Consider the following 26,722-nt stretch of genomic DNA (forward strand, 5'->3'; position numbering starts at 1 on the left):
TCGTATCGTTGACCTGATGTATATCGGGAGATGATGCGATGGTGGGGCGTTTGGCAGACGCGGTCGTTCTGCGCGACGAGGAACGCGCCTTCCTCGAGGCACAGGTCGGCGACACAAGGCGGCACGGTCGCTCTCGGACCGGTGCAGGATGATCTTGCTCTGCGCGCAAGGGCTTCAAAGCAAGGAGGTTGGTGCGCGGCTCGGGATGCATGAGCACATTGTTGGCAAGTGGCGCAGGCGGTTTGTGAAGGACCGGATCGAGGGATTGACCGACGAATACCGCCCCGGTCGGCCACGCACTGTATCGGACGATCAGGTTGCCGCGGTAGTCGAACGCACGCGGAACAGCACGCCGAAGGATGCCACCTATTGGTCGATCCGCTCCATGGCGGCCGCCGGACGAAGCATACTGGACCGGCTTGGAAGAGCAAAAAGCAGCATGAAACCTAAACCCGATACACCTTGGAAACGCTGCGAACCTGTCCGAAAAGATGGGACCACTTTAGTTTTCCAGCTTCTTGCTGAAACCATTGGACAGGCGGGCAAGGATTATACCGCGTAGAGCCGGTTCTGCAGCTTGGCCATGCCGAGTATCCAGCGGTCATAATCGGCGGTCTTGCGGGTCATATACTCGCCCACCTGCGGATGCGGCAGGATCGCAAAGCGACCCTCGGCCAGACCGTTCAGGGCGGCGGCGGCGCAAGCTTCGGCGGTGATCAGCCCATCGCCCGCTTGCGGCCCGGAGCGGCCATCGCCGCCCATCTCGTCGAGCATCGGGGTATCCACCCCCTGCGGGCAGAGGATCGAGACCCGGATTCCCGCGGAATAGTGACTGATCGCCAGGTTTTCAGCAAAGCCGACGGCGGCGTGTTTGGTGGTGCCATAGATGGCGCTGCCGATCTGGTTCAGCAGGCCCGCCGCACTGACCGTATGCAGAAAGCGGCCCTCGCCACGCGCGATCATGCCCGGCAGAAGCAGCGCGGCGGCATGGACATGGGCCATCACATTGACCTCCCAGGCGCGCTGCCAGTCTGAGGAATCGGCCCCGGCGGCATTGCTGAAGCTGGTGTCCACCCCATTGGCGATGCCGGCATTCGAACACATCAACCCGATTGGCCCATGCCGGGCCTCGGCCGCCGCGATCAGATCGGCCATTGCGCTGCGGTCGCGCACATCGGTCGGCACCGCGAGCCCGCCAATCTCTTGCGCGACGGCCTCGGCCGCCGCTGCGTTGAGGTCGGCCACGGTGACCCGCGCGCCCTCTGCCGCCAGCGCCCGCGCCAATGCCGCGCCGATTCCCGAAGCGCCGCCGGTGACAATGGCCGAGACATCCTTGAACCGCATGGTTTCCCTCCTCTGCTTTGAGCGCAGATTAGGATGTGAACAGGCAGAGACCAGCGAAAATGCAGAACCGCACCAAATGCGTGAAATCGGTATACCGGGCGATTGCCAACCGTCCGGCCGGTTACTACATTCCAGCTCACAAAATACAGGACATTTTCATGCTTTCCGACAGCGACTATCTCGACGAACCCGATATCCCGACATTGCCTGACTGGGTACAGGCGCTGGACGACAGTGCCGAAAAGCCGGTGACCCGTGCTGGCGGGATCGGGATCCAGTGGCATGTCTGGGGCGAGGGCAAGCCGCTTTACCTGCTCCATGGCGGTCACGGTTCGTGGATGCATTGGGCGCGCAATATCGAATGGCTGTCGCGGAACTTTCGGGTGATGGCCGCCGACCTGCCCTCTGCCGGTGACAGCGAGACCTTTGACACCGACGACCTGCAGGAGCTTGCCAAGCTTGTTGCTGCCGGGATCGACGAACTTGCCGGTGGCGAACCGGTGCGCGGCGCCGGGTTTTCCTTTGGCAGCGTGATCGGATCTTTGTGCCTGAAATACATTGAAACCGGGGTCGACGCCTATGCCCTGGTCGGCTCGCCGCTTCTGGGCGGGCGCAGCGGCGTGGATGGGAAATTGCGCAAGTGGCGCGGCATGCCGGTGCCCGAGCACCGTGTCGCAGCCCATGCCCACAATGTCGGTCTGCTGATGCTGACCGGCGCGGAGAGCGTGACGGATGAGGCCACCGCGATCCAGATGGCCCATGCTGAAAAGGCCCGGCCGAGGAAGCGCGGGCTGTTCCATAACCTGGACCTGCTGGGCGAAATCGAAGCCTGGCCGGGTCAACTGACGGTGATCTACGGATCAGAAGACGCGATCGCCAGAAAGCATCTGGACGAGCGGCAGGCGAATGTCGAGCGGATCAAGCCGGGTTCGGAGTTCCATGTCATTCCTGACATGGGCCACTGGGTGCAGTATCAGGCCGCAGATCAGGTGAATGACATTCTGATGCGGCGCCTGGACTGAGCCGGGCCCTTGTCTGAGCCGGGCCCTCGTCTGAGTCGGGCCCTCGTCTGAGTCGGGCAGGGGGCGCTGCCCCCTCGGCCTGACGGCCTCACCCCCGGGATATTTTCAACCAGAGGAAGCGGGGGCCGTGAGTTTCACCGGTCCCGGCGGGAGTCACTTGTCGCGGAATTGCGCGGCGCGTTTTTCCTGAAAGGCGTCCATGCCTTCCTTTTGATCCTCGGTCGCGAACAGCGCGTGGAACACCCGGCGTTCGAACAGCAGACCCTCGCGCAGCGGCACTTCAAAGCTGCGGTTCACCGCTTCTTTTACCACCATCACCGTGATCATCGATTTCTCGGCGATCTTCTGTGCCGCGCCCATCGCTTCTTCCATCAGCTTTTTCGCCGGGACCACCCGGCTGACCAGCCCGGCGCGCTCGGCCTCGTTCGCGTCCATGAAGCGGCCGGTGAGGTTCATGTCCATCGCCTTGGCCTTGCCCACCGCGCGGGTCAGGCGCTGGGTGCCGCCCATGCCGGCGACGACGCCGAGGTTGATCTCAGGCTGGCCGAACTTGGCGGTGTCGGCGGCGATGATGAAATCGCACATCATGGCCAATTCGCAACCGCCGCCGAGCGCATAGCCCGACACGGCTGCGATGATCGGCTTGCGGATCCGCGTGATCGCATCCGCCTCGGGCGAAAACAGATCGCCCGCAAAGACGTCAACAAAGCTCTTCGTCGCCATCATCTTGATATCGGCACCGGCGGCAAAGGCCTTTTCCGACCCGGCAAGGACGATGCAGCGCACCTTGTCATTGCTCTGCGCCGCCTCCAGCGCGTCGACCAATTCGCTGAGCAGCACGTCGTTCAGCGCGTTCAGCGCATCCGGTCGGTTCAGCCGGATCAGGCAGATGTGGTCTTCGGTTTCGACGGTGATCGTTTCGTAAGCCATGTGGCGGCTCTCCAGTCTGTGTCGGAGGCAGTCCCTAGCAGGTTGCGCCGTCCTTTCAAGTTATCTTTGGCAGCTTGGACAATAGAATGAAGAGCGCCCGGATTGCACGATTCGTTGAATCTGCCGATCGCAGCCTGGGGTTTTGCACCCCGCGCCCTCACGCCCGTAGACGTCAAAACTCTTTTGAAAATAACCCAATTCGCCATCCGCCTGCCGGAAATCGCGTAAAGAGGATCCCCCGGCGGCAATCGCTTCGGCAAGCACATCGCGGATGATTGGCACCAGCCCGGCAACCCGGGCCGCGGCGATCCGCCCCGCCGGACGCGTTGGGCTGATGCCCGCCCGGAACAGGGTTTCGCAGACATAGATATTGCCCAGCCCGGCGACGATTCTCTGATCCAGAAGCGCCGATTTAATCGGCGTGCCGCGCCCGGCCAGAGCCGCCACCAGATAGGGCCCGGAAAAGCCGTTGCCGAGCGGTTCCGGCCCCAGATGCGCAATCAGTTTGTGATCCTGTTCCGCCGCAACCGGGAATAAATCCATCGCCCCGAAGCGGCGCGGGTCGTTAAAGGTGATGCGGGCACCATTGTCCATTTCCAGCACCACATGATCATGTTTCTGCGGTGCCGGGTGGTCATGCACAAAGCGGCCCAACGGATCGCCAGAGACCAGCATCCGCCCCGACATGCCCAGATGGATCAGCAGGGTTTCGCCGCCCGACAGATCGCAAAGGATGTATTTTGAGCGTCGCCGCAGCCGCAAAACCCGCTGGCCGGTCAGCCGCGCGGCCATATCCGGCGGGAACGGCCAGCGCAGATCCGGGCGGTTGATTTCGGCGCGGGCAATCACCGCGCCCTCCATCGCCGGGGCCAGGCCACAGCGCACAGTTTCGACCTCGGGCAGTTCGGGCATCTCAGTCTCCTGTGGCCGCGACGCCAGCACCGCATTGCAGCGGCGCCGGGGCGCCCTATAAGAGGGGACAGGTTGCAGAAAGCGCAAGAGCGATGGACCAGAAAACCACCCATTTCGGGTTTCAGGAGATTCCCGAGGATCAAAAGGCCGGGCGGGTGCGCGGCGTGTTTGGTTCGGTCGCGTCGAAATACGACGTGATGAACGATGTGATGAGCCTGGGCATTCACCGGGTCTGGAAGGACGCGATGATGGATTGGCTGGCGCCGCGCGCCGGTCAGCGCCTGCTGGACGTGGCCGGGGGCACCGGTGACATTTCGTTCCGCTTTCTGAAACGCGCCGGATCGGGCCATGCGACGGTGCTGGACCTGACCGAACCGATGCTGACCGAGGGGCGCAAGCGGGCCGAAGCCGACCAGATGGCGGACAGCCTGGATTGGGTGGTTGGCGATGCGATGGCGCTGCCCTTCGCCGACAACAGTTTCGACGTCTATACCATCAGCTTTGGCATTCGTAACGTCACCCAGCCGCAGGTCGCCCTGGATGAGGCGTTTCGGGTGTTGAAACCCGGCGGGCGGCTGATGGTGCTGGAATTCAGCCAGATCCCGAATGAGGGTTTGCAATGGCTCTATGACCGCTACAGTTTCAACATGATCCCGGCGATGGGGCAGGCGATCGCCAAGGATCGCGACTCCTATCAATATCTGGTGGAATCGATCCGCCGCTTTCCCGATCAGGAGACATTTCTGGGGATGATCCGCGCCGCCGGGTTCGAACAGGCGAAATACCGCAATCTGAGCCTCGGCATCGCCGCGCTGCATTCCGGATGGAAGCTCTAGGCGATGCGCGGACCGCATAATATCTGGCGGCTGGCCCGCACCGGCGCGACGCTGGAACGCACCGGCGCGATGAAGATCATCCTGGATGCCTATGAGGCACCGCCGCTGTTGCGCTTTGCCGCGCGGATCATCGGCTGGCCGATCCAGTGGCTGGGGATGCGCGGTGATCCGGCGATGCCGCCCGCCACAAGGGCGCTGACCGCGCTGGGCCCGGCCTATATCAAATTCGGTCAGATTCTGTCGACCCGCCCGGATCTGGTCGGTGATGATCTGGCGCTGCAATTGCGGATCCTGCAGGACAAACTGCCGCCGTTTCCAAACGCCGCCGCCCGCAGTGCCGTCGAGGCAGAGCTGGGCCATCCGTTGGCCGAGGTGTTTTCGGAATTCTCCGAACCGGTCGCCGCTGCCTCGATCGCACAGGTGCACCGGGCGCGTCTGGCCGAAACCGGCGAAGAGGTCGCGGTCAAGGTGCTGCGGCCCGGTATCGAACGGGCGTTCCGCAAGGATATCGACGCCTTCTATTTTGCCGCCGGGTTCATCGAGATGCTGTCCCCCGCCTCGCGGCGGCTGCGTCCGACCGAGGTGATCGCCCATTTCGAAGGGGTGGTCAAAGGTGAGCTGGACCTGCGGCTCGAGGCCGCCAGTGCCAGCGAATTCGCCGCCAACACCAAGGGCGATGCCGGATTTTGCTTGCCCGAGGTGAAATGGCTGGCCAGCGGGCGGCGGGTGATGACCCTGGGCTGGGCTGAGGGCGCGCCGCTGGGCGACAATGCGGTGCTGGATGGCGCCGGACACGACCGCGTGGCGCTGGCCCGGCGGGTGCTGCAATTGTTCCTGAACCATGCGCTGCGCGACGGATATTTCCACGCCGACATGCATCAGGGCAACCTCAAGGTCGCGGCGAATGGCGATATCATCGCCTATGATTTCGGCATCATGGGCCATATCGACGATTACACCCGGCGGGTCTATGCCGAGATCCTCTATGGGTTCATCAGCCGCGATTATCGGCGCATCGCCGAGGTGCATTTCGAGGCGGGCTATGTGCCCGCCGACCGCGATGTCGACGAGTTTGCCCGCGCCCTGCGCGCGGTGGGTGAACCGATCTTCGGCATGGATGCGACGCGGATGTCGATGGGGCGGTTGCTGTCCTATCTGTTCGAGGTCACCGAACGCTTTGGCATGGAAACAAGGACCGAGCTGATCCTGCTGCAACGCACCATGGTGGTGGTCGAAGGGGTCGCGCGCTCGCTCGATCCGCAGATCAATATCTGGGAAGCGGCCAAACCGGTGGTCGAGGATTACATCCGCAGCAATCTGGGGCCGCGCGCCCTGACCCGCGATCTGCGCAAGACGGCGCTGGTGCTGGCCCGGTTCGGCCCGCGTCTGCCGGGCCTGGTGGAGCGGGCGTTGGTCCATCAGATGGCCGATGACACACCGCCAGAGCCGCCGCGCTGGAAGGGTCGGATTGTCTGGGGCCTGTTGGGCCTGGCCCTGGGGCTGGCTGCCGAAACGCTGATCGTCTGGCTGGCGGGTTAACCCGTCAGGTCGCTCAGCGCCGCAAGCTCGGCTTTGAGCGCGGCGCGTTCCATCGGGTCATGGGCCCCGCCGCGCCACAGGCAATAGGCGGCCATGCGCCAATGATACCACGGCGCCAGCGCCCGATAGCGCGCGGTGCAGTCGGGATCGGCATAGGCCGCCAGAAACCGCGCGGTTTCCTCCGCCGACAGCGGCCTGCCGCGATAGGCGATCTGCATCGCCGGTGACAGGAACAGCGCGATATCCTCGACCGGATCACCCTGTGCCGGGCATTGCCAATCAATCAGGACCGGGCCTCTGTCGGTGACGATCAGATTGCCGGGAACCGGGTCACCATGCAGGAACGCCCGACGCCCCGAGGCAGGGAGCGCCGTGCCGACTGGCCTCAATCCGGCGAGGTGGTCCCGTTTCGGTCCGGCGGCGCAGAGCGCCAGAATCCGGGCACCGTCGCGGGCGATTTCGGCGCTGCCATCGGGGACCTGGCGCAGGCCCGGCGGCGGCGGCATCCGGTGCAGCCGGGTCAGCAACCGCGCCACCGCGTCCGGCGCTTCCGACCAGCAGGGCCCTTCGACCATCGCATAGATCAGCGCCCGGCCCTGGTCGGAGGCCCAGCTCGCCAGATACTGTGGTGCGATGCCGCTGCCCTGCAAATGCCGCAGCGCGCTGGCTTCGGCCTGCGGGTCATTGGGGAACAGCGGATTGGTCCCGGCCTGGCCATAGAGCTTGACGACCATCGCCGGGCCGGAGGTGGCACTGATCCGCCAACTGGCATTGCTGCGCCCGCCGTGCAGCCAGCTCCAGGTTTGGTCACACGGCACCAGCCCGTCGCGCTCCAGCACCTGGCGCAGATCATCTGGCGGCGCCTGCGGGCGCTGGCCCCTTGCCCGGTTCGGTTCGCTTGCCATCAGCCCCTCGTGCCGCCACGCCGGACTGGCGCGCTGCGGCAGGGTTAGGCGAGGCCGGGCGCTGCGGCAAGGCCGACGCGCCCCGGTCCGGGCCGGTTCGCCGGGTGTCGCGGGGCCGTCACCGCCAGATCCTCGATCAACGCGGCCGGCCGGTGGCTGCCCGGTTCAAACAGCGGCAGGCAGGGCATAGACCCGTTTGGCGGTGTCATGGAACAGATCGCGTTTTTCGGTCGCGCTGGCACCTGCGGCCAGTCGTTTGAAGGCGTTCCACAGCACCGGGTAAGAACAAGAGGCCTTGTCGACCGGGAAATTGCTTTCGAACATACAGCGTTCGGCGCCGAACAGGTCGATCACCGTATCGATCCAGGGGCGGAAACTGTCGGCCAGCGCCTGCGAACCCGGCGGCTTTTCTTGCGCGGCCCAGGTGCAGCCGGTGATCTCCATCCCCAGCCCGCCGAGTTTGACGCTGACATTCGGGCAGGTGGCGAGGTCGGTCATCGCCGCCTTCCAGTCGGCGAATACCGCGTCGCCCTTGCCGCGGTAGGCGCCGATGCCCAGCGGCCCGCCGACATGATCAAGGATCATCGTGGTCTCGGGAAAGGCCCAGGCGAGGTCGGTGAATTGCGGGATCTGGGTGTGATAGAGCCAGCCGTCAAAGCTGAGCCCGGCAGGGGCCAGGCAGGCGAAGCCGGCACGGAATTCCGGCGATGCCATCAGGTCGGGCGCCACCGGCTGCAGGTGGCTGTCGAAGGACGGCTCATGCGCGGTGATATGGCGGATGCCACGGAACCGGCCCTTGGCCGCAACCTTATGCGCCTCAAGAATCTCGGCCACCGCCGCCCCGAACCCGAGATCGGCAAAGCCGACGATCCCGGCGCAGTAATTTGTCGGACCGCCGCGCGCCGCCGCCGCTTCGGCAATCGCCATCACCGCCTCGGTTTCGCCCAGCGGACGCATCACCTCGGGCCCGTCTTCGTGCATCGCATAACGGCATTGGACAAACATCGTCGCCACCACGTTATGCCCGGATTGCACATCGGCGGTGATGTCATCCAGCAGATACCCGTCCAGCCGCTCCCACAGGTGGTGATGCGGGTCGATGATCGGCAGATCGGGTTCGATGATGTCTTCGTGCAGGCTGTTCAGCCAATCGGCGCGCAGCGGATGGTTCACGACGCTGTCGCGTTTGGTCATGGGTTCTCCTCCCCGGTTGCCGCACGTTTGCCGATAGAATGGCAACAAACGCGGAGGCACGATAGCCCCCGCGCGGTTGGTCATTTCAGTCCTGCAATTCCAGTGTCTCGCCCTCGTTGGGCATCACGTTGAAATTGTTCAGCGTCACCGAAACAAAGCTGTAATAGCCGATCAGCGCCACCAGATCGACGATCCGCTGTTTGCCCAGCACTGCAAGCGTCTTGGCATAGGTCGCGTCGCTGACCTGTTTGCGCGGGTTGGTGAAGGCCTCAAGGGTGAAGCGCCAGACCGCCTCTTCCTCGGGGTCGGAAAACTCCGGGTCGCGGCGGGCGCGGATCGCATCGGCAATCGCCGGGTCCAGCCCGGCCTCAAGCGCCAGCCGCTTGTGCGCGAACCATTCGAATTCGGCGTCCCAGCAACGGGCGGTGGTGATGATCGCCAATTCGCCCAGTTTCGGGCCAAGGGAATTGCGATAGCGCAAATAGGTGCCCAGCTCGGTTGCGGCTTCGGCCAGATCGGGGTTGTTCAACCACAGTGCCAGCGGCCCGACCACCCGGCCACGCGGGGTGGCGAGGATCTGATTATAGACCTCCTGCTGACGCGGGCTCAGCTTGTCGGGATCGGGCGCGCTCAGCCGCAGCTTGTCGGGGTTCATCATGGGTTTTTCTCCTCCTCCATGTCCCGGAGAACCGGGGTTGACCGCATGGTAGGACAATTGACCGAAGCTTCGAAAGAGTAAACTTGTAGCGCGGCGACGGCGCCGAGAGGCCCCCGCCTACCAGCCCGAGGTCAGGCTTGCCGCCGGGCGCACCTCACCGGCGACAATGCCGCGCCGGTTGGCCAGCGGTGCATGGCCAAACCACTGCGCGGCCGGATCCTGCGGGTCGAGCACGCCCAGCCCGGTCAGGATCGCGGTGGTGGCGCATTCGGATGCGCGGGTCGCGCCATCGGTGATTTTCACCGCGACGCCCAATCCCAGATCCGGCAGAATAGCGACAAACACCCCCTCGGCCCCGGTCTTGACCGCCGCCCGCCCATGCATGGCGCGCATCAGGCCGGTGCAGGCGCGACCCTCGCCGGCCACCAGTTCCGGATGTGTCATCATTGCCTGCACCAGCCGCGATTGCGCCTCGGCCCGCAGGCCGCCACCCGGTCGGGCCGCTGCGAAACCGGCCATCGCCCGGGCCAGCCCGGTCAGCGAGCTGGCGAAATTCGGCGCCGAACAGCCGTCGATGCCATAGCCGGGGCTGGTCTCTTCGGTCACCTCCTCGAACGCCGCGCGCACCGCCAGCTGCACCGGGTGATCCAGACCGACATATTCGCTGCCGCCGCCAAGGTGCCGGTTCAGGGTCAGAAACCCGAGGTGCTTGCCGGAACAATTGTTATGCACCTGACAGGGTGCCTCATGGGCGCGGATCAGCGCGTCGCGCTCGTCGCGGTCATTCGGCTCTTGCGGGCCGCAACGCAGATCGTCGTCGCCCAGCCCCATGCTCGACAGCCACGCGCGCACCGGGCCGACATGGATCGCCGCACCATTGTGCGAGGCACAGGACAGCGCCAGCTGCCGGGTGCTCAGCCCGGCGGCATCGGCGGCCCCGCTTTCGACCAGCGGCAGCGCCTGAATCATCTTGCAGGAGGACCGCGGCAGGATTGTCAGATCAGGATTTCCCCAGGCGCGGACCACCTCGCCGCGGCTGTTGCAGATCACCGCGTGACCGCTGTGAACGCATTCGACAAATGGCCCACGCGTGACCTCGACCAGTGGCACAGAAGCAGACATGCTCTCACATCCTCAAATCTTGGCGAAAAATCGCCATCCGGCCTTTCACCGGTGGCGCGTTTTACGCTAATGTAGAGTAATCGAGATGGAAATGGTTCGCTGCCAACAAGGTCGCTCAACGACCGCGCGGATCATTGAACGAGAGGCGCAAGACAGCTTGGAGGCTGGGCAATGATTAAACAGGTAGCCGGGATTGCGGCACTACTGGTCGCAATCGCTGGGACGAACATCGCCTATGCACAGGGTAGCAGCGAAAATCAGGTCGCGGCCAAAACCGACTGGAGCGTGTTCGTCGAAAGCGATCCCAAGGAATGCTGGGCAGTATCCGCGCCCAAGGAAACCGTGAACACCAAGGACGGTCGCGTGGTTTCGGTGCGCCGGTCTGACATTTTGTTGATGACCTTCTTCCGCCCCGGCGCAGGGGTTGCCGGGCAGGTGACCTTTACCGGCGGCTATCCGTTCCGCGACCGCTCAACCGTCAACCTGAGTGTCGATGGCACCGAGTTTGAGCTGTTCACCGAAGGCGAATGGGCCTGGGCCGCATCCCCGGCCGAGGACGCCAAGATCCTGACGGCGCTGCGGCGTGGCACGTCTGCGGTGGTGTCCGGTGTGTCCGGGCGTGGCACCCAGACCAAGGATACCTTTTCGCTGCTCGGCTTTACCGCAGCGGTCGAAGAGGCGGAAAAACGCTGCCAATGACGGATGACCGTCGCGGCTGGCTCTGTCAGCCGCGATCACCGCTTACCGTCCCCATTCGGCTTGTTGCGGTTCGAATTCGAACCCGGCCCAGGAAAACCGGACTCTGGAACCGTTGGCGCCGGTTCTCTTGGTTCCCACGACGACCGGCCCGTTGCGTTCACGACCATTGTCGATGATCGGCAGGGTGATCGCCAACCGCCCCCCGTGAATCCGCCAGGACCCATGCGAGGTCAGATGTCCGACGGCCATCAGCGCGGTGCCATCCCGAGCCAGCACCAGGGTTCCCAGCCGCGCCGGTTTGCTGCCCGGCACCACAAAGCTCAGCCGCGAAGATCTGGTTTTGAACAAAAGGTAATAGGGACGGCCTGACTCGGCCTCAAAGGCAAAGTTGAACAGGAAATCGTAAAGGTCCCGATCCAGGGTCAGCTTTCGCCGTGGCGGGATCGGCCCGCGAAACTCTCTGATCCGCTCGGCCCGACGGCTGCCAAGTGCATCCCGGTTCAGCAAACTATCGAGAAACAGATCAGGGGCGGCGATCTTTTCCGCCGGTTGCTGTGATTTTGCCCGGGCCCAGCCCTCTGGCGCCTCGGATTTCATCACCGGCTTTTCAAGCGGTTTCGGCGCTGCCTCATGGCGGCTGCCAGCCGCCAGCGCGCCATCTGCGCCAAGAGCCAGAGTGGCCGCCAAAATCAGTTTCATCATGCGTCGGGTTCCCGGACTCAGGCGGTTGTTGCCGCAAACCTTAGCACGTTTCACCCGACGATGCGCTGGATCGCTCAAAACCGCGTGGCCAGGTGCCGGAATCCGCTGACACAGCGTCTTGCGACGGTTGGCTTGACAGTTGGAAGGCCGCAAAGCACCGTTTCATTCAAGCGTGGAGGGAACATGATGTCATCAACTTTGGTCATCATCCTGTGGATTATCGCGGCGTTGCACGCGCTGTTCTACATCGGCGAGGCGTTTCTGTGGAAACGGCCTGCGCTGAGCCAGGCCCTGTTGCCCAAGATCAACCCGGGCAGCCGCCTCGATCGCGCCGCCGAGGCGCGGGCGCTGGATGTGCTGTTCGTCAACCAGGCTGTCTACAACCTGATGATCGCCCTCGGGGCGGTCTGGGCTGCAACCAGCGGCGCGGTGACGCTGGCGACATTCATCTGCCTGTTCGTTCTGGTTGCCGGGCTGACCCTGGCGCTGACCTCGAAACTGCGCATCGGTGCGGTCATTCAGGCGCTGCCGGGACTGATCGGGCTGGTGTTGATCCTGGGCTGAGCCCTGTTTCAATTTGCGCGCGGATCCCATATATGGCCGGACTTCCGTAGGAGCTTTCCAATGTCCGAATCCCTGCCCCATGCCAGCGCGCCGATCACCCAGGATGTGGTGACAATCCCCCGCAAGGATGCGGTGGGGGATGGCCGGGTGAATCTGGTCGGGTTGACTCGCGACGGGATGCGGGAGGCGCTGGCGGCTGCCGGGACGCCGGAAAACCAGCTGAAAATGCGGGTCAATCAGGTCTGGCAATGGGTCTATCACTGGGGCGTTCGCGACTTTGACGTGATGACCAACCTCAGCAAGGATTTCCGCCGCCTGCTGGCTGAGACCTTTGTGATCGAGCTGCCCGAGGTGGTGACCCGAGAGATTTCGGCAGACGGCACCCGCAAATATCTGGTCCGCATCGCCGGCGGGCATGAGGTCGAAACCGTCTATATCCCCGAAAGTGATCGCGGCACCCTGTGCATTTCCAGCCAGGTCGGCTGCACCCTGACCTGTTCGTTCTGCCACACCGGCACCCAGAAACTGGTGCGCAACCTGACCGCGGGCGAAATCGTCGGCCAGATCATGCTGGCGCGCGACGATCTGGGCGAATGGCCTGAACCTGGCAAGGGCACCGGCGACGCTGGCCCGCGCCTGTTGTCGAATGTGGTGCTGATGGGCATGGGTGAGCCGCTCTATAATTTCGAGGCGGTGCGCGACGCGATGCGGATCGCAATGGACGGTGAAGGCATCGCCCTGTCGCGACGCCGGATCACCCTGTCGACCAGTGGCGTGGTGCCGGAAATCGCCCGCGCCGCGACCGAAATCGGCTGTCTGCTGGCGGTGTCGTTTCATGCCACCACCGACGCGGTGCGCGACAAGCTGGTGCCGATCAACAAGCGCTGGAACATTGAAACCCTGCTCGACACCCTGCGTGACTATCCGCGCCTGTCCAATTCCGAACGCATCACCTTTGAATACGTGATGCTGAAGGGGGTGAACGACAGCGATGCCGATGCAAGGCGGCTGGTGCAGCTGATCAGCGGCATTCCGGCCAAGATCAACCTGATCCCGTTCAACGAATGGCCCGGCGCGCCCTATGAACGCTCGGACTGGGACCGGATTCAGGCCTTTGCCGATATCGTCCACAAGGCCGGCTATGCCAGCCCGATCCGCACCCCGCGCGGCGAGGATATCATGGCCGCCTGCGGCCAGCTGAAATCCGCCACCGAACGGGCCCGCAAGAGCCGGGCGCAAATTGCCGCCGAGGCCGGGCTGGGGGGCTGAACGGGCTGGGGGCGCTGCCCCCGCCGTGCGCTCTTGCATCCGCGAGACTATTTTTCTTCATCAATCGGCTCCTCCTCGGCCATCGTGCATACTGTTTGGACGAGATCGTACATAATAAAAATACATTCTAGGACCGTCATAAGCGCGGCAACATGTATGATTGAAACCGCTACGGGGTTATCAGCCAAATCAGCGCGAAGAAACGATAGTAGAAAAGCAGTGACAAGCATTGATGAAAGCACAACTGCCGAGATATTCACGGCACCGCGGGCTTTTCCAAAAACCCGAACCTTAAAACGGCGCTCAATTCGTGTATATTCTAGGTGAATCTGTATAACAGAAACCATGCTTACAGTTACCAGAACCGCAATAACATTAATATATTCGTGGTTCACGAAATTAATAAGAAAGTTGTTGTCAGCAAGAAATGAGGGCCAACCAATAGACACGACGAGGCCCCCTACAGCAGAGAGTATCAACGTGATGGATGGTCCTTCTCTCATCTCTTGAGTCTATCTCGCATAGAGTCAGCTAGTCCATCCTTCTTCGTGCCAGATGCCCTGAAATCGTCGTCTACTTCGATCTTTTTCACGCTGTCCTTAGAGCTAAAAACGGTTTCGTTGCTGCTTTTCGCTACAACGTCCCCGCCGCCAGCGGCAGCATATTTTTCGCGGTCTTCAACGAAATCATTATGCAGGTCCAACCCATCTTGGTTCCCGTAGGTCTCCTTCACGCTCCGCATTTTTAGCTTTTCTTGCAAGGCACACATTGCTTCTTTTGTTGGGCTCGTCGTGTCAGGTGGGTTCGGAACAACCAGATCGAATGTAAGGCTGGTTATAGGGCCGCCATAGCTGTTCACTGCTTGCCAAAACTCTTCGCCATCATGAACCGGGAATACATCTATCTTGTAACCACCTGGTTTGGACACTTCATTAATAGCCGTTACAAGATCTTGAATTAATGTTCGTGGCTGTGCTGATATTTTTCTGTTCTGCTCCACCCCAACGACTTGCTCGTCATCCCCGACGTTTAAAAACAGGTTTGCTGTTTCCCATTCAATACCTTCAATTTCACGAAATGGGTCGTCTTCATCAGAGTGCTTAATTTCGTTAATCTGCCGAGCAACGATACCGGCAATGACCGTATCGTCAATCTGAGTTGGAATGAATCTCAGGAATACTCCCTTTCTCGGCTCGTAGCTGAATGCATCGCCAAACCACTTGAATAGATAGTCGATCCTCTCAAGGAGTTGAAACCTTGTGTCGTTCTCTTCAAATAAGTTTGGAGCGTTTCGCTCCGATAACGAAAGTCGAAATAGGTGTAGAATCATTGAAGACCTCCAATGTGAAAGGAGATTAGGCTTGCAGCCCTTTCGCGATTTTGCAACAAAATTGACGCGCATTGGCGTCAGTGACAACCTATGCTGAGGGGATATGCCCCATATTTTTGACCAGAGGAAGCCGCACGGCACGCGCCTTGCGGGTCACGACTGGGCGACGGGAGTGAAACAGGGGTTTTCTTTTGCCGCGGTGCTGCCATCTAATACCCGGTGATTGAGGAGTGATGCCGATGACCGCCTACCGCAAAGATCCCGACGCCATCGCGGCGCTGACCCCGGAGCAATTCCGGGTGACCCAGGAAAGCGGCACCGAGCGACCGGGGACCGGCGTCTATCTGTCCAACAAGAAACCGGGGATCTATGTCGACGTGGTGTCGGGCGAACCCCTGTTTGCCTCGTCTGACAAATATGAAAGTGGCTGTGGCTGGCCCAGCTTTACCAAGCCGATCGAACCGGCCCATGTCGCCGAATTGCGGGACGCCAGCCACGGGATGATCCGTGTCGAGGTGCGCTCCGCCCATGGCGACAGCCATCTTGGCCATGTGTTTCCCGACGGCCCGCGCGACCGGGGCGGGCTGCGCTATTGCATCAACTCCGCCTCGCTGCGGTTCGTGCATCGCGATGACATGCAGGCCGAAGGCTATGGCGCCTATCTCGATCAGGTGGAGGACGGGCAATGACCACACAGCGCGCAATTCTGGCAGGGGGCTGCTTCTGGGGTATGCAGGATCTGATCCGCAGGCTGCCCGGGGTTCAACGCACCCGGGTCGGTTACACCGGCGGTGACGTGCCCAACGCGACCTACCGCAACCATGGCAGCCATGCCGAAGCCATCGAGATCTGGTTTGACCCCGGCACGATCAGCTATCGCCAGATCCTCGAATTCTTCTTTCAGATCCACGACCCGACCACGTTGAACCGGCAGGGCAATGACCTCGGCTTGTCCTATCGCTCGGCGATCTATTATCTCGATGCGGCGCAGCAGCACACCGCCCGGGACACCATCGCCGATGTCGAGGCCTCTGGCATCTGGCCCGGACGGGTGGTGACCGAGGTCGAACCGGCCAGCGACTTCTGGGAGGCCGAGCCGGAGCATCAGGATTACCTTGAGCGGATTCCAAATGGCTATACCTGCCATTTCCCGCGCCCGAACTGGGTGTTGCCCCGCCGCGCCGCCGAATAGGCGCGCGCCGGTGGCCGGATTCGGTGCCGCACTGCCGCATTTGCCACATCGCCAAGTTAATTTGCCCGCGAGCCTTGCGGGAATCGGCTGAGTCACAGAACTTGCCCGCAAGCGAACAGGCCGGCACCCGGTCGGCATTGTGGGAGAATGGAATGACACGATTTGCAACTGGGGCGGGCCTCAGCCTGGTCCGGACCCTCAGATTGGTTGGATTGGCGGCGGTCTTGATCCAGGCGCCGGTGGCGATGGCCGAAGAGGTTGCCTCGCCCTACGAGTTGCAACCGAACGATTTCGAGAATTTCTCCACCTCCAATTTCCTGCCGCGCGGCACCTTCAAACTGGATGGCGGCACCCTGCAGGCCGACCCGTCGATTTCCACCCCCGGCACCGGCAACCAGCTGTATTATGCCCGGCTGGCCTATGCCCCGATCGACGGGCTGGAATTCGGCGTCGCCTACCAGCATTTCGTCGATCCGCCGGTCAAGCCGATTGCCGGTTACACTGGCGGATCCAAGATGACCGGTGGCGGGTTGAGCGCCAAGCTGCGTCTCTATCAGGGCGGGCGGCTGAGTGTTTCGGCCCAGGTTGCGGCGGAAATGATGCGCTTTCAGGCGCCGTTCTTTGGCAGCACCGCAAACAAATACCTGATGATCGGCTCGGCGCATTTGCCGCTGACCTATGACATCACCCCGACCCTGCAGGCGCATCTGACGCCGGGGATTTCGATTTTTCCGAACAGCCGCGGCGGCAGCCGGTTCTATGGCAAGGTCGCCAGCATCGGTGCCGGTCTGTCGTGGAAACCGACGCCGCGCACTTTGGTCTATGGCACAATCACCCAGCCGCTGACCGGGGCGAATACGATTTTCTCGGATGGCAGCTATGGCCGCCGTCCCGTCGTCACCTTTGGCGGGCGCTACAACGTCGCCCCGAATTCGTCGATTGAAGCCTATGCCACCAATGGCATCGGTGTGACCCGCACCACCGGTGTGCTGACCCATTTCCCGGACGGCGATTTCCTGGTGATCGGGCTGAAATTTGGCTACACTTTCGGCCGTGGCTCGTCTGAGCGTTTGCCCTATGGCCGCCGGCCCGAGACCCGGGTCACCGATGATCAGCGGTCCTTTGCCGGTGACGGCTTTACCCTGCTTGGTGCCCGGATCCGCGAACGTGGCACCGGCGAGCTGACCGCCTTTGGCGGCACCCACGGCGCCTATGGCATGCGGGCGATGCTGGCCATCGACCATTTCACCGAGGTCGGGTTCAGCTATGAAAGCATCGCCAATGACGGCAGCGGCTCGATCGGCAAATTGCTGAGCGGCCGCGACCGCTGGACCGGCCATGCCAAACAGCAATTCCTCGAACAGATCGACGGCGACCCGGTGTCGCTGGCGCTGAGCGTTTCGATGGGCCGTGACCTGAACCAGCGCGGCGTGTTCTTTGCCGCCCTGCCGGTGATGCGCGAGCTGAATTCCCGCACCGCGATCAAGCTGGTGCCGAAGCTGGCGCTCTACGGCAATAACGAAGAGCTCGGCCTCGGCTTCGGCGCGAATTTCACCGTGTCAAAGAACATCACCCTGATCGGCGAATACACCCTGCGCAACAACGGCGCCCATATCTGGGCGGCCGGGGCCAAGGCCCGGGTGCCGAATGCCCCGATCGAGGTCAGCCTGCACGCCACCAATGCGCTGGGTGCCTATGGGGTGAATTCGATGACCTCGCAAAGCGACCCCAAGATCGTGCTGTCGGTGTCGCTGCTGCAAAAGCTGTTCCGCTAAGGTTCAGTGCCGGATCAATGCAAACGGCCTGCCAACCAGCGCGCCGTTTGCACAGCATGGCAGAGGTTCTGCCCCAGGGCGTCGGGATCTGGATCTCAGTTACACACTCGGCCTGAGATTTCGCGCCGCATCCATCGCCAGCGGCCTTTGCGGCATCAAAGGCGTAAAGAATGCATTGCCCAATCGAAGGCAGAACGCGGCCTACCCGCCGCAGAGTATCTCGGCGCGGGGCTGAGGCAACGACTCGGCTTCGAATGCCTTCATCGCAGGGGCCATATCCCATCTGCTGATTTGGTTGCGCTCAGGACGCCCCTTGTCCTTGAGATACTTGGCAAGATTGCGTTTCACAGCGCTCACGGTCAGGCAGTCCCGGGCAGGCGGGCCGTTCAGAGCCGCATCGGGCGTCAGGGCAGCCCCGAATATTTCGGTCACCTCCTGCCGCTCGGCGGCGTTCAAGGCGGTCATGGCCAATGGCCCCAACAACAATGATTCAGCCAGGCCGCCATTGGCGGTGACAACCTCGTGCCGGTCGCAGGCGAAGTGAACCCAGGTGATTTCCCTTTTGCGCCTCATGCGGCGGATGCCCGGCAGCTCCGTCAGGGATTTTGCGGGCACGAAGGCCTCGCTGGCGAAGACCCGCTGCAACTGTCCGCCACCGCCGACAAGAATGCGGTGCTGCGGCGACACGACCAGATCGTATGCGGGCAGGTTCCGGCCCAATGCACCGGCCTTGACAAGCACCGGATTGGTCGCGTCCTCGCGCCCGTCCAGCGGATGGGTGTGGCTGCGGGTCCATCGGACAGTTTGCGGCCCATGGTCGAGGGTGTTGACGCGGTCGCCGGGTGTCAGGCTCTCCACCCGACGCTCGCCTTCAGGTGTCTTGATCAATGTGCCTTCAGCGTAACAGACGAACTGTACCTCGTCGTAATCGGACTGGTAGATCCCTGCATATCCGTCGCTATCCACGCCAGCCAGCTTGAAGCTTTTGATCCCCTGACTGCCAAGGATGGTGTACCCGTCCCAGGGCAGTGCAAAGACGTCGCCATTGGTGGTCTGGATGACATCAAGCTTTACCTTGGCCATGCTGCCGTCCATGAACGTGACCAGCGTTTCGTACAGCACGATACTATCAAGGCTCGTGGTCACAGGCCCGGCGCCAACATCATAGGTCAGCGTGCCGTAGCCGGTTCCGTGATGATCCAGATCCAGATCATCCACTGGACTGTCTGAATCGATTGTTACGACATCTTCCTTGAGCGGATTGGCGTCCGAGCCATAGGTGCCCAGCAAGCTGGCCTTGTTTTCGATGGTGTAGTTGGACTCATCGGTGTCGATATCGGGCATGTTGCCGAGAAAAATGGCCGAAAGATCTATATTATATGCCACCTCAGATCCCCCACCTATGCGCCCAGGCTATCCCTAGTTGTGTACAGCATAACATACCATAAATGGTGTGGAATCCGGCCAATCCGCCTTTGCCTTGCAGCGTGGCTGTTTAGACAAACCGCAGCATTTGCAATATCGGGATTCAAGGCGCCATTGTCGGGTTGCGCGCTGCAATACGACAAAATGCAGACGGCCCGCCGATTGGTGGGCCGTTTTGTTGCTTGTGGTGCGGGTATTGCACTGGCGCGTGGTGTTCTGGATGTCAGCTATGCGGACAAACCTGCCGCCAATGGCAATTGTTTGATTGCTGCACACTCATTCATTTACTTTGAAAAAAGTCCACGACACCAGACAGCAAAGGACACGGCTCGATTCACGCATCGCGCATTCCGTCAAAAGGTCCGAGCACATTTAATTTCTCGTCATGAACTCCGGGGTCACTTCGCCTTTGAAGCAACGCGGGAAGTAGGGGTAGGTATCCGTGGCGAAATAGGTATAGGTGCCGTTCAATATGCGCCCGTTGCATTCGTCGAGCGTCCCGCTTCCGACGATATGTTCGAAGTCCTGCTCGTAGGTTCCGTCATATGCATCGCCTGGAGGGTTTGGGCGCATCCCTGATTTCAACTGCCATGAAGAGGTTGCCGTCGAGGGGCTATACTTTATCTCGAATCCATCCGGCGCGTATCCAATCAACTGGCCACCTTGGGACGCGATCAAATCAGTAGAAACGCCGTGGTAATGATACAAACCTGATCTGTCGACATGGGCATTTTGATCGTCCATGCCCAGGCTGCGGGGGTTGTGCATGGCTTGCTGACGCCACCCGCTGGACGGGTCCTGGCTGATTCCTCGACGCCCATTCGGGTCATAATAGCCCGCCGTGTAGGGACGAATTGGAACTCCGGTAACTGACACCCCGACAGTCATCAGACCGCCGGTCACCGTTTGGGCCATGCGAGGCGACGTTGGAAAATGCATGCTCTGCAGCAAGGAGTAGGTTATTCGCGACGCCAGCAAACTGCAGCAGCAGCCAACCAGGCGTCCGCAGGTCGCAATCGTGGATACCTTAGTGCCCGACCTTACTGTGTCGCGAACAATCCCGCATAGCGGTCGCGCAGTTCTTTCTTCTGCACCTTGCCCATCGCGTTGCGTGGCAATTCATCGACCATAAAGATGTGCTTGGGCTGTTTGAACTTGGCCAGGCAATGCGCCAGCGCCCCGGCGATATCCGCCTCGGTCACCGCGCCATTGGCGACCACCACCGCCACCACGCCTTCGCCGAAATCCGGGTGCGGCAGGCCGATGACGGCGCTTTCCTCGACCCCTTCGAGGTCGTCGATCGCCTCTTCCACCTCTTTCGGATAGACGTTGTAGCCGCCCGAAATGATCAGGTCCTTGGCCCGCCCGACGATCGAGACATAGCCATCGGCATCCTGCACCGCCAGGTCGCCGGTGATCAGCCAGCCATCCGGGCGCAGTTCTTCGGCGGTTTTTTCCGGCATCTGCCAATAGCCCTTGAACACGTTCGGGCCGCGCACTTCGATCACCCCGATATCGCCCGGCGCGACCTCGGCGCCATCGGCCATGATCCGCAGTTCGACCCCCGGCAGCGGCAGGCCAACGGTGCCCGCCCGCCGCTCGCCCTCATAGGGGTTCGAGGTGTTCATATTGGTTTCCGTCATGCCATAGCGTTCCAGAATCCGATGGCCGGTCGCCGCTTCCCATTGCCGATGGGTTTCGGCCAGCAGCGGCGCCGATCCCGAGATGAACAGCCGCATGTTGCGTGCGGTTTGTGGCGTCAGCCGGGTGTTTTGCAGCAGCCGGGTATAGAACGTCGGCACCCCCATCATCGCGGTCGCCTCGGGCATCGCATCCAGGATCGCCTCGGGGTCGAAACCGGGCATGAAGATCACCGCCGCTCCTGCCAGCAGCGCCGTATTGGTGGCCACGAACAACCCATGGCTGTGAAAGATCGGCAGCGCGTGGATCAGCACATCCGCATCGGTAAAGTGCCAGAAATCGCGCAGGGTTTCGGCATTCGACAGCAGGTTGGCATGGGTCAGCATCGCACCCTTCGAGCGGCCGGTGGTGCCCGAGGTGTAAAGGATCGCCGCCAGATCGTCCGGGCCGCGCCTGGCCGTGGTAAAGGACCCGGCTGTCGCCGCCGCCTGCATCAAGCTGCCGCTGCCGTCGCTGGCCAGGTCAAAGACATGGGCGCCGGGGGCCAGCGGTGCAATCGCATCGCGCTTCGCCGGGTCACAGACCACCACGCTAGGGGTCGCATCGCCAAGGAAATAGGCCAGCTCGGACACCGTATAGGCGGTGTTCAGTGGCAGGAACACGCCGCCAGCCAGAACCGTCCCGAGATAAAGCTGCACCGCCTCCAGCGACTTTTCCACCTGGACCGCAACCCGGTCGCCATCGTTCAGCCCGGCTTCGAGCAGCGCCGCGGCAATCCGCTCGGCGCCGTCAAAGAGGTCGGCGCGGCTGGTGTCGGGCAGGCCCGCGCGGCGGGCGAACACCCGGTCGGGGGCTTGTTGCGCCTGATGCGCCAGGCTGGTCAGCAGGTGGTTTTCTTCATACATGGCGGCCCTCTAGAAATTAGTATGCCCTATATGAAGCCGGATCAGTCAATTGCAAGGCCATCAATGCGATTGACCTTGTCCGATGAAGCCGACAAAAACGGAAGGAACAATCAAGCCCAACAAGGCCAAGCTATGTCACCGCTTCGCGGAATCGTTCTTAAACTCGGGGCGGTGATGTGTTTCATCACCATGTTCGCCCTGATCAAAGCCTCACACGTTCCAGCGGGCGAGGCGGTGTTCTTTCGCTCCTTCTTTGCGATGCCGGTGATCATTTTCTGGCTGGCGATGCGCGGCGATCTGCGCAGCGGCTTCAAGGTGAAATCGGTGCCCGCCCATGTCCTGCGCGGCATCCTCGGCTCTCTGGCGATGGGGTCGACCTTTGGTGCGGTGCTGCTGTTGCCGCTGCCCGAGGTGACGGCGCTGGGCTATGCGCAGCCGCTGCTGGTGGTGGTCTTTGCCTTCATGTTCCTCCATGAAAAGGTCGGGGGCTATCGCTTTGGCGCGGTGATCTTCGGCCTGATCGGGGTCATGGTGGTGATGCAGCCCCGGTTGACGATAGCCGATAGTGATGCGGTGCAAACCGGCGCAATGCTTGGGGTGGTTCTGGCGCTGCTTGGGGCGCTCTGCGGGGCGCTGTCGCAGATCCATATCCGCAACATGGTGCAGGTCGAACAGACCTCGGCGATCGTGTTTTTCTTTTCGCTCACCTCTTCGGCGATCGCGCTGATCTCGCTGCCCTTCGGCTGGGTGCTGCCGAGTGGCTGGGAGTGGGTTGTTCTGATTTCCTGCGGTCTGGTCGGCGGTATTGGACAGATCCTGCTGACCTCGGCCTACCGCTTTGCCGATGCCTCGCTGGTGGCGCCGTTCGACTATGCCTCGATGATCTTTGCGGTGCTGATAGGCTATTTCCTGTTCAGCGAGGTGCCGACGGTGCAAACGCTGCTCGGCGCGACGCTGGTCATCTCTGCAGGGGTGGCGATCATCCTGCGCGAACGGTATCTCGGACTGCAACGGGGCCGGGCCCAGGAGGCCAAAACGCCGCTCTGAAGGGCAATCGGCTGATCAGTGGTGTCAGGCGGGCAGTGGTGTTTTCGGCGTCAGCGACAGGGCAACGATGATCTGCACGATCCCGGCGAACAGGCCCAGGCTGATCCCGAATTTCAGCGCCAGATCGTAATTTCCGAACAGATCGAACACCAGGCCACCGCCGAGCGCGCCTAGGAAGCTGCCGATCTGGTGCCAGGAAAACGTCACACCCTGCAGCATCGCCTGCCAGCGCAGCCCGAACCGGTCAATCACGGACCCCGCCACCAATGGCCCAACCCCGAGCCAGAAAAAGCCCATACCAGCGGCAAAGATCACGGTGTTTTCCGGGGTCGGCCAACGCAGGAAGTACCAGGCCATCAACAGCGACCGGGAAAGATAGATAATGCCCAGCAGGACCTGCTTGTTCCAGCGTCCGCCGGCCCAGCCAAAGAACAGACTGCCCAGCACGTTCATCCCGCCGATGATTCCCAAGACATTGGCGGCGAGCATCGGATCCTGGCCGCAGAGCTTTAGATAGCTGGGCAGATGGGTGAGCAGAAAGATCAACTGCATGCCGCAGACGAAGTAGGTGGTGGTCATCACCAGGAACGGCAGATCGGTCAGCGCCATCCGCAGCGCGTCCTTGAGGGTCTTGTCATCGGCTGAATCCGGCATTGCTGGCGGCGGTGGCAGCTTGTCGACCCGCCCGGCGGTCCAGGCTGCCGGCAGGATCAGCAGCGCCATCAGGCAGAACACCGCCAGCGCCCAGCGCCAGTCTGCGGCCTGCATCACCATTTGCCCCAGCGGCGCCGCGATCAGCGCGCCCAGCGACCCAACCGCCGACACCATGCCCAGCACCATCGAGCGGATCGAGGTTGGAACCGTCCGCGCCGCAACCGCCATCGACAGCGCCGTCGAGGAACAGGCCATGCCCAGCCCGATCAGAATTCCGGCGCCCAGCCCCACCGACCAGAATTCCTGTGCCAGCATCAGGCAGATCAACCCGGCCAGATAGGCGATTCCGCCCGCGACCATGATCGGCCGATAGCCAAATCGCGGGGTCAGTGATCCGACCAGCGGTTGAAAAATGCCCCAGCACAGATTTTGCATCGCGACGGCAAGGGTGAATTGGGTGACCGTCACTGCGATGTCGCTGGTGATCGCGGGCATGAACAACCCCAGGCTCTGCCGCAGTCCCATGGTCAGGCTCAGCATTACCGAGGCACCGATCAGGATGGGCAGTACCGCGCGGATTTCGGGCTTGATGGCCATCACGGGATCCTGTTCGATACTCGCGGCCCTCCGGCCGACCGGCGCACACTAACCAACCGGCCGGCGAGTGCAATCAAAAAATAGACCGTTCGGTCCAATCGAAAATGGGATTTCAGGCGCGAGGTGCGATTTAATCCGGGGCCAGCATATAGCCCGCGCCGCGCACCGTTTGCAGATAGCGCGGCTGTTTCGGATCGTCCTCGATCTTGCGGCGCAACCGGGTGATCTGCACATCGACGGCGCGCTCCTGCGCCTTGCCGCCATCCCGGCCCGAGGCACGGCCCAGATCCTCGACCAGCCGTAAGCGTGACAGCGCCTCGCCGGGATGGGCGGCAAAGATCCGCATCAGCTGGTTCTCGGTCGATGTCAGCCGCACCAGATCGCCGCCGCGCCACATCTCGCCCTTGTCGACATCATAGCGGATCGGCCCCAGATGCAGCGCCTTGGGCGTGGCGCGGTCAGCCGTTGCCTCGGGCACCCGGCGCAGGATCGCGTTGATCCTGAGCAGCAGCTCGCGCGGCTCGAACGGTTTGGTCACATAATCATCGGCGCCGGCCTCGAGCCCGTTGATCCGGTCGCGGGCCTCGCCCTTGGCGGTCAACAGCAGGATCGGCGTGGCGATGGAATCGCGCAATTGCCGGGTCAGGGTGATGCCATCGACGCCTGGCATCATCACGTCGAGCACGATCAGATCGAATTCCAGACCCGACAACAGCCGCCTGGCATGGTCGGCATCCCGCCCGGTGGTGACCAGAAAGCCGTTGCGCACCAGGAATTTGGCCAGCAGATCGCGAATGCGTTCATCGTCATCGACCACCAACAGGTGCGGATTTGGATCGCTCATGTGCCGCCATCGCGGAGCGAGGCATGGGCCGCGCGCATGCCGGTATCCATCATCGCCTCAAGCACCATGCGGAACCCTGCCACTGCCTCGGGCCCGGCCTGGCGATAGGCGGCGCGCATCTGGCGGCGCTGCGCCTCAGAGAGCCGTGCTTCAAGCGCCGCACCGGCCTCGGTCAGATAGAGATGACGTTCACGTTTGTCCGCGGTCCCGACCCGGCTGTCGACCAGACCATCCTCGATCAGCGAACGCAGGACCCGGTTCAGCGATTGCTTGGTGATGCCCAGAATATCCAGCAGCCGCTTGACCTTCATCCCCTGACCCCGGGCGATGAAATGCAGCGCCCGGTGATGGGCGCGGCCATAATCGAGCCCCTCAAGGATCGCATCCGGCGCCGAGGTAAAGCCGCGATAGGCAAAGAACATCGCCTCGATCCCCTGGCGCAATTGCTCATCCGTCAGGAACAGCAGGGCGTCTCCGCTGCTGACCTCGCCGATGCTTATGCCGTGCCTGTTGATGCTCATCCCAATGTCATCTTAAGTCAGCCTTGTTGACATTCCAAGGGTCATTTGTTAGCGAGTCGCATCTTCAGCGCAATAATATGTCCATATCGGCCATAATCGGCGCAATAAATGAAAATCTAGCCCGGCATGGGCGCGTTGAAAGGACCAAGGCGATGGACGGCGCATATGATGACCGCGACGGCAAAATCTGGATGGACGGCAAGCTGATCGACTGGCGCGATGCCAATGTCCACCTGCTGACCCATGCGTTGCATTATGCTTCTTCGGTGTTCGAGGGCGAACGCTGCTACAACGGCAAGATCTTTGAAGGGGTGAAACATTCCGAACGCCTGCGCCGCTCGGCACAATTGCTGGATTTCGAAATCCCCTACACGGTCGAAGAGATCGAGGCCGCAAAATACGCGATGCTGGCCGCCAATGGCTGGACCGATGCCTATGTCCGCGCGGTCGCCTGGCGCGGCGCCGGCCCGGACATGGGTGTCTCGGCGGCACGCAACCCGGTGCGGCTGGCCATCGCCGGTTGGGAATGGGGCAATTATTACGGCGATGCCAAATTCAAGGGCGCCAAGCTCGACATCAGCAAATGGAAACGGCCCAGCCCGGAAACCATCCCGGTGCATGCCAAGGCCGCCGGTCTCTATATGATCTGCACCATGTCCAAACACGCCGCCGAGGCCAAGGGCTGTTCGGATTCGCTGTTCATGGATTACCGCGGCTATGTGGCCGAGGCGACCGGGGCGAACATCTTTTTCGTGAAGAATGGCGAAGTGCACACGCCGAAACCGGATTGTTTTCTTAACGGTATCACCCGCCAGACGGTGATCGGCATGCTGGATGCCAAACAGATCAAGGTCCACGAACGCCATATCATGCCCGAAGAGCTGGCAAGCTTTGAGCAATGCTGGCTGACCGGCACCGCCGCCGAGGTCACCCCGGTCGGGCAGATCGGCGAGTTCAACTTTGAGGTCGGCGCACTGGCGCGGGATATCGCCGAGAGCTACGAGAAGCTGGTGCGCAGCTGATCCCGATTGGATTGCGCCGTCCCGGGGACGGCGCCAAGGAGTCGCGGGGGGGGGGGGGGGGGGGGGGGGGGGG

General features: G+C 62.1%; 27 protein-coding genes and 1 pseudogene. 12 read left to right on the forward strand and 16 right to left on the reverse strand.

All coding sequences use genetic code 11. The annotated features are described in order from the left end of the window. Positions 1–38: 38 nt before the first annotated feature. Positions 39–394 (forward strand): annotated as a pseudogene (locus P1U48_RS12750) (helix-turn-helix domain-containing protein); the annotation flags it as partial. A 155-nt stretch (positions 395–549) separates the two neighbouring features. On the opposite strand, the gene P1U48_RS12755 reads toward P1U48_RS12750, so the two are convergent. Then, the gene (locus P1U48_RS12755; RefSeq protein WP_301069415.1) at positions 550–1,344 is read right to left on the reverse strand and encodes an SDR family NAD(P)-dependent oxidoreductase; all 795 of its coding nucleotides are present in this window, start codon (positions 1,342–1,344) and stop codon (positions 550–552) included. 158 nt (positions 1,345–1,502) lie between these two features. On the opposite strand from P1U48_RS12755, the gene P1U48_RS12760 reads away from it, so the two are divergent. Then, positions 1,503–2,366 (forward strand): alpha/beta hydrolase, encoded by an 864-nt coding sequence (locus P1U48_RS12760; protein ID WP_301069416.1) that lies wholly within the window; start codon positions 1,503–1,505, stop codon positions 2,364–2,366. A 153-nt stretch (positions 2,367–2,519) separates the two neighbouring features. Here P1U48_RS12760 and P1U48_RS12765 read toward each other — a convergent pair whose 3' ends face one another. Further along, complete coding sequence (locus tag P1U48_RS12765; protein WP_301069418.1) at positions 2,520–3,296, reverse strand: enoyl-CoA hydratase; 777 nt, start codon at positions 3,294–3,296, stop codon at positions 2,520–2,522. 60 nt (positions 3,297–3,356) lie between these two features. Continuing rightward, the gene (gene mutM / locus P1U48_RS12770) at positions 3,357–4,208 is read right to left on the reverse strand and encodes a bifunctional DNA-formamidopyrimidine glycosylase/DNA-(apurinic or apyrimidinic site) lyase (protein ID WP_301069419.1); all 852 of its coding nucleotides are present in this window, start codon (positions 4,206–4,208) and stop codon (positions 3,357–3,359) included. 92 nt (positions 4,209–4,300) lie between these two features. Here mutM and ubiE point away from each other — a divergent pair, with 92 nt between their 5' ends. Both ubiE and ubiB read left to right on the forward strand, forming a co-directional pair. Further along, the gene (ubiE, locus tag P1U48_RS12775) at positions 4,301–5,044 is read left to right on the forward strand and encodes a bifunctional demethylmenaquinone methyltransferase/2-methoxy-6-polyprenyl-1,4-benzoquinol methylase UbiE (protein ID WP_301069420.1); all 744 of its coding nucleotides are present in this window, start codon (positions 4,301–4,303) and stop codon (positions 5,042–5,044) included. Positions 5,045–5,047: 3 nt separating this feature from the next. Continuing rightward, positions 5,048–6,583 (forward strand): 2-polyprenylphenol 6-hydroxylase, encoded by a 1,536-nt coding sequence (ubiB, locus tag P1U48_RS12780; RefSeq protein ID WP_301069422.1) that lies wholly within the window; start codon positions 5,048–5,050, stop codon positions 6,581–6,583. Here ubiB and P1U48_RS12785 read toward each other — a convergent pair. The 4 genes from P1U48_RS12785 to P1U48_RS12800 form a co-directional block, all read right to left on the reverse strand. Then, the gene (locus P1U48_RS12785; protein WP_301069423.1) at positions 6,580–7,488 is read right to left on the reverse strand and encodes a phosphotransferase; all 909 of its coding nucleotides are present in this window, start codon (positions 7,486–7,488) and stop codon (positions 6,580–6,582) included. The two genes, ubiB and P1U48_RS12785, sit on opposite strands and share 4 nt — an antisense overlap. A gap of 165 nt (positions 7,489–7,653) precedes the next feature. Continuing rightward, positions 7,654–8,682 (reverse strand): amidohydrolase family protein, encoded by a 1,029-nt coding sequence (locus P1U48_RS12790; protein WP_301069424.1) that lies wholly within the window; start codon positions 8,680–8,682, stop codon positions 7,654–7,656. 85 nt (positions 8,683–8,767) lie between these two features. Then, positions 8,768–9,340: a carboxymuconolactone decarboxylase family protein gene (locus P1U48_RS12795; RefSeq protein WP_301069425.1), complete on the reverse strand. Its 573-nt coding sequence runs from the start codon at positions 9,338–9,340 to the stop codon at positions 8,768–8,770. 117 nt (positions 9,341–9,457) lie between these two features. Continuing rightward, positions 9,458–10,462, reverse strand: coding sequence for an asparaginase (locus P1U48_RS12800; RefSeq protein ID WP_301069427.1), 1,005 nt, complete (start codon positions 10,460–10,462; stop codon positions 9,458–9,460). A 171-nt stretch (positions 10,463–10,633) separates the two neighbouring features. Between P1U48_RS12800 and P1U48_RS12805 the strand changes: the two genes are divergently transcribed. After that, entirely contained in the window at positions 10,634–11,161 is a 528-nt protein-coding gene (locus P1U48_RS12805) for an invasion associated locus B family protein (protein ID WP_301069429.1), read from the forward strand. 42 nt (positions 11,162–11,203) lie between these two features. On the opposite strand, the gene P1U48_RS12810 is transcribed toward P1U48_RS12805, so the two are convergent. After that, positions 11,204–11,863 carry a hypothetical protein gene (locus P1U48_RS12810; protein WP_301069430.1) on the reverse strand — a complete coding sequence of 220 codons (660 nt, stop codon included), beginning with the start codon at positions 11,861–11,863 and terminating at the stop codon, positions 11,204–11,206. 186 nt (positions 11,864–12,049) lie between these two features. Here P1U48_RS12810 and P1U48_RS12815 point away from each other — a divergent pair, with 186 nt between their 5' ends. After that, positions 12,050–12,427 (forward strand): DUF1304 domain-containing protein, encoded by a 378-nt coding sequence (locus P1U48_RS12815; protein ID WP_301069431.1) that lies wholly within the window; start codon positions 12,050–12,052, stop codon positions 12,425–12,427. 60 nt (positions 12,428–12,487) lie between these two features. Then, positions 12,488–13,696, forward strand: a complete 1,209-nt coding sequence (gene rlmN / locus P1U48_RS12820; RefSeq protein WP_301069432.1) for a 23S rRNA (adenine(2503)-C(2))-methyltransferase RlmN — start codon at positions 12,488–12,490, stop codon at positions 13,694–13,696. 47 nt (positions 13,697–13,743) lie between these two features. On the opposite strand, the gene P1U48_RS12825 is transcribed toward rlmN, so the two are convergent. After that, positions 13,744–14,145, reverse strand: coding sequence for a hypothetical protein (locus tag P1U48_RS12825; RefSeq protein WP_301069433.1), 402 nt, complete (start codon positions 14,143–14,145; stop codon positions 13,744–13,746). A gap of 50 nt (positions 14,146–14,195) precedes the next feature. Beyond that, positions 14,196–15,026, reverse strand: a complete 831-nt coding sequence (locus tag P1U48_RS12830) for a hypothetical protein (protein WP_301069434.1) — start codon at positions 15,024–15,026, stop codon at positions 14,196–14,198. 239 nt (positions 15,027–15,265) lie between these two features. Between P1U48_RS12830 and msrB the strand changes: the two genes are divergently transcribed. From msrB to P1U48_RS12845, 3 genes are all read left to right on the forward strand, one after another. After that, positions 15,266–15,715: a peptide-methionine (R)-S-oxide reductase MsrB gene (gene msrB / locus P1U48_RS12835; RefSeq protein ID WP_301069435.1), complete on the forward strand. Its 450-nt coding sequence runs from the start codon at positions 15,266–15,268 to the stop codon at positions 15,713–15,715. Next, complete coding sequence (msrA, locus tag P1U48_RS12840; RefSeq protein ID WP_301069436.1) at positions 15,712–16,218, forward strand: peptide-methionine (S)-S-oxide reductase MsrA; 507 nt, start codon at positions 15,712–15,714, stop codon at positions 16,216–16,218. Before msrB ends, msrA begins: the two co-directional genes overlap by 4 nt. A gap of 152 nt (positions 16,219–16,370) precedes the next feature. Next, positions 16,371–17,993 carry a hypothetical protein gene (locus tag P1U48_RS12845; protein WP_301069437.1) on the forward strand — a complete coding sequence of 541 codons (1,623 nt, stop codon included), beginning with the start codon at positions 16,371–16,373 and terminating at the stop codon, positions 17,991–17,993. Between the two features lie 201 nt (positions 17,994–18,194). Here P1U48_RS12845 and P1U48_RS12850 read toward each other — a convergent pair whose 3' ends face one another. From P1U48_RS12850 to P1U48_RS12860, 3 genes are all read right to left on the reverse strand, one after another. Beyond that, positions 18,195–19,337 (reverse strand): Hint domain-containing protein, encoded by a 1,143-nt coding sequence (locus P1U48_RS12850; protein ID WP_301069438.1) that lies wholly within the window; start codon positions 19,335–19,337, stop codon positions 18,195–18,197. Positions 19,338–19,790: 453 nt separating this feature from the next. Continuing rightward, positions 19,791–20,357 carry a YHYH protein gene (locus P1U48_RS12855; protein ID WP_301069498.1) on the reverse strand — a complete coding sequence of 189 codons (567 nt, stop codon included), beginning with the start codon at positions 20,355–20,357 and terminating at the stop codon, positions 19,791–19,793. 101 nt (positions 20,358–20,458) lie between these two features. Next, entirely contained in the window at positions 20,459–21,964 is a 1,506-nt protein-coding gene (locus P1U48_RS12860; RefSeq protein WP_301069440.1) for a malonyl-CoA synthase, read from the reverse strand. Positions 21,965–22,096: 132 nt separating this feature from the next. On the opposite strand from P1U48_RS12860, the gene P1U48_RS12865 reads away from it, so the two are divergent. Beyond that, positions 22,097–23,011 (forward strand): DMT family transporter, encoded by a 915-nt coding sequence (locus P1U48_RS12865; protein WP_301069441.1) that lies wholly within the window; start codon positions 22,097–22,099, stop codon positions 23,009–23,011. 24 nt (positions 23,012–23,035) lie between these two features. On the opposite strand, the gene P1U48_RS12870 is transcribed toward P1U48_RS12865, so the two are convergent. From P1U48_RS12870 to P1U48_RS12880, 3 genes are all read right to left on the reverse strand, one after another. Further along, positions 23,036–24,262 carry an MFS transporter gene (locus tag P1U48_RS12870; RefSeq protein ID WP_301069442.1) on the reverse strand — a complete coding sequence of 409 codons (1,227 nt, stop codon included), beginning with the start codon at positions 24,260–24,262 and terminating at the stop codon, positions 23,036–23,038. Positions 24,263–24,392: 130 nt separating this feature from the next. Further along, positions 24,393–25,106: a response regulator gene (locus P1U48_RS12875; protein ID WP_301069444.1), complete on the reverse strand. Its 714-nt coding sequence runs from the start codon at positions 25,104–25,106 to the stop codon at positions 24,393–24,395. Next, complete coding sequence (locus P1U48_RS12880) at positions 25,103–25,627, reverse strand: MarR family transcriptional regulator (protein ID WP_301069446.1); 525 nt, start codon at positions 25,625–25,627, stop codon at positions 25,103–25,105. Before P1U48_RS12880 ends, P1U48_RS12875 begins: the two co-directional genes overlap by 4 nt. Positions 25,628–25,779: 152 nt before the next feature. On the opposite strand from P1U48_RS12880, the gene P1U48_RS12885 reads away from it, so the two are divergent. After that, the gene (locus P1U48_RS12885) at positions 25,780–26,649 is read left to right on the forward strand and encodes a branched-chain amino acid aminotransferase (protein WP_301069448.1); all 870 of its coding nucleotides are present in this window, start codon (positions 25,780–25,782) and stop codon (positions 26,647–26,649) included. The last annotated feature ends 73 nt before the right edge of the window (positions 26,650–26,722 follow it).

The sequence above is a fragment of the Pseudooceanicola sp. genome (assembly GCF_029213205.1).
In the GTDB taxonomy this organism is placed as follows: domain Bacteria; phylum Pseudomonadota; class Alphaproteobacteria; order Rhodobacterales; family Rhodobacteraceae; genus Pseudooceanicola.

Excerpts from the sequence above, each read along its gene's own strand:
- P1U48_RS12795 (WP_301069425.1), bottom strand. The coding sequence starts at position 9,340 with ATGATGAACCCCGACAAGCTGCGGCTGAGCGCGCCCGATCCCGACAAG.
- P1U48_RS12860 (WP_301069440.1), bottom strand. The coding sequence starts at position 21,964 with ATGTATGAAGAAAACCACCTGCTGACCAGCCTGGCGCATCAGGCGCAA.
- P1U48_RS12790 (WP_301069424.1), bottom strand. The coding sequence starts at position 8,682 with ATGACCAAACGCGACAGCGTCGTGAACCATCCGCTGCGCGCCGATTGG.
- P1U48_RS12830 (WP_301069434.1), bottom strand. The coding sequence starts at position 15,026 with ATGATTCTACACCTATTTCGACTTTCGTTATCGGAGCGAAACGCTCCA.
- P1U48_RS12765 (WP_301069418.1), bottom strand. The coding sequence starts at position 3,296 with ATGGCTTACGAAACGATCACCGTCGAAACCGAAGACCACATCTGCCTG.
- P1U48_RS12870 (WP_301069442.1), bottom strand. The coding sequence starts at position 24,262 with ATGGCCATCAAGCCCGAAATCCGCGCGGTACTGCCCATCCTGATCGGT.
- P1U48_RS12865 (WP_301069441.1), top strand. The coding sequence starts at position 22,097 with ATGTCACCGCTTCGCGGAATCGTTCTTAAACTCGGGGCGGTGATGTGT.
- P1U48_RS12805 (WP_301069429.1), top strand. The coding sequence starts at position 10,634 with ATGATTAAACAGGTAGCCGGGATTGCGGCACTACTGGTCGCAATCGCT.
- P1U48_RS12760 (WP_301069416.1), top strand. The coding sequence starts at position 1,503 with ATGCTTTCCGACAGCGACTATCTCGACGAACCCGATATCCCGACATTG.
- P1U48_RS12815 (WP_301069431.1), top strand. The coding sequence starts at position 12,050 with ATGTCATCAACTTTGGTCATCATCCTGTGGATTATCGCGGCGTTGCAC.
- P1U48_RS12875 (WP_301069444.1), bottom strand. The coding sequence starts at position 25,106 with ATGAGCGATCCAAATCCGCACCTGTTGGTGGTCGATGACGATGAACGC.
- ubiE (WP_301069420.1), top strand. The coding sequence starts at position 4,301 with ATGGACCAGAAAACCACCCATTTCGGGTTTCAGGAGATTCCCGAGGAT.
- msrB (WP_301069435.1), top strand. The coding sequence starts at position 15,266 with ATGACCGCCTACCGCAAAGATCCCGACGCCATCGCGGCGCTGACCCCG.
- P1U48_RS12800 (WP_301069427.1), bottom strand. The coding sequence starts at position 10,462 with ATGTCTGCTTCTGTGCCACTGGTCGAGGTCACGCGTGGGCCATTTGTC.
- msrA (WP_301069436.1), top strand. The coding sequence starts at position 15,712 with ATGACCACACAGCGCGCAATTCTGGCAGGGGGCTGCTTCTGGGGTATG.
- P1U48_RS12785 (WP_301069423.1), bottom strand. The coding sequence starts at position 7,488 with ATGGCAAGCGAACCGAACCGGGCAAGGGGCCAGCGCCCGCAGGCGCCG.
- rlmN (WP_301069432.1), top strand. The coding sequence starts at position 12,488 with ATGTCCGAATCCCTGCCCCATGCCAGCGCGCCGATCACCCAGGATGTG.
- P1U48_RS12880 (WP_301069446.1), bottom strand. The coding sequence starts at position 25,627 with ATGAGCATCAACAGGCACGGCATAAGCATCGGCGAGGTCAGCAGCGGA.
- P1U48_RS12810 (WP_301069430.1), bottom strand. The coding sequence starts at position 11,863 with ATGATGAAACTGATTTTGGCGGCCACTCTGGCTCTTGGCGCAGATGGC.
- P1U48_RS12855 (WP_301069498.1), bottom strand. The coding sequence starts at position 20,357 with ATGCATTTTCCAACGTCGCCTCGCATGGCCCAAACGGTGACCGGCGGT.
- ubiB (WP_301069422.1), top strand. The coding sequence starts at position 5,048 with ATGCGCGGACCGCATAATATCTGGCGGCTGGCCCGCACCGGCGCGACG.
- P1U48_RS12845 (WP_301069437.1), top strand. The coding sequence starts at position 16,371 with ATGACACGATTTGCAACTGGGGCGGGCCTCAGCCTGGTCCGGACCCTC.
- P1U48_RS12885 (WP_301069448.1), top strand. The coding sequence starts at position 25,780 with ATGGACGGCGCATATGATGACCGCGACGGCAAAATCTGGATGGACGGC.
- mutM (WP_301069419.1), bottom strand. The coding sequence starts at position 4,208 with ATGCCCGAACTGCCCGAGGTCGAAACTGTGCGCTGTGGCCTGGCCCCG.
- P1U48_RS12850 (WP_301069438.1), bottom strand. The coding sequence starts at position 19,337 with ATGCCCGATATCGACACCGATGAGTCCAACTACACCATCGAAAACAAG.
- P1U48_RS12755 (WP_301069415.1), bottom strand. The coding sequence starts at position 1,344 with ATGCGGTTCAAGGATGTCTCGGCCATTGTCACCGGCGGCGCTTCGGGA.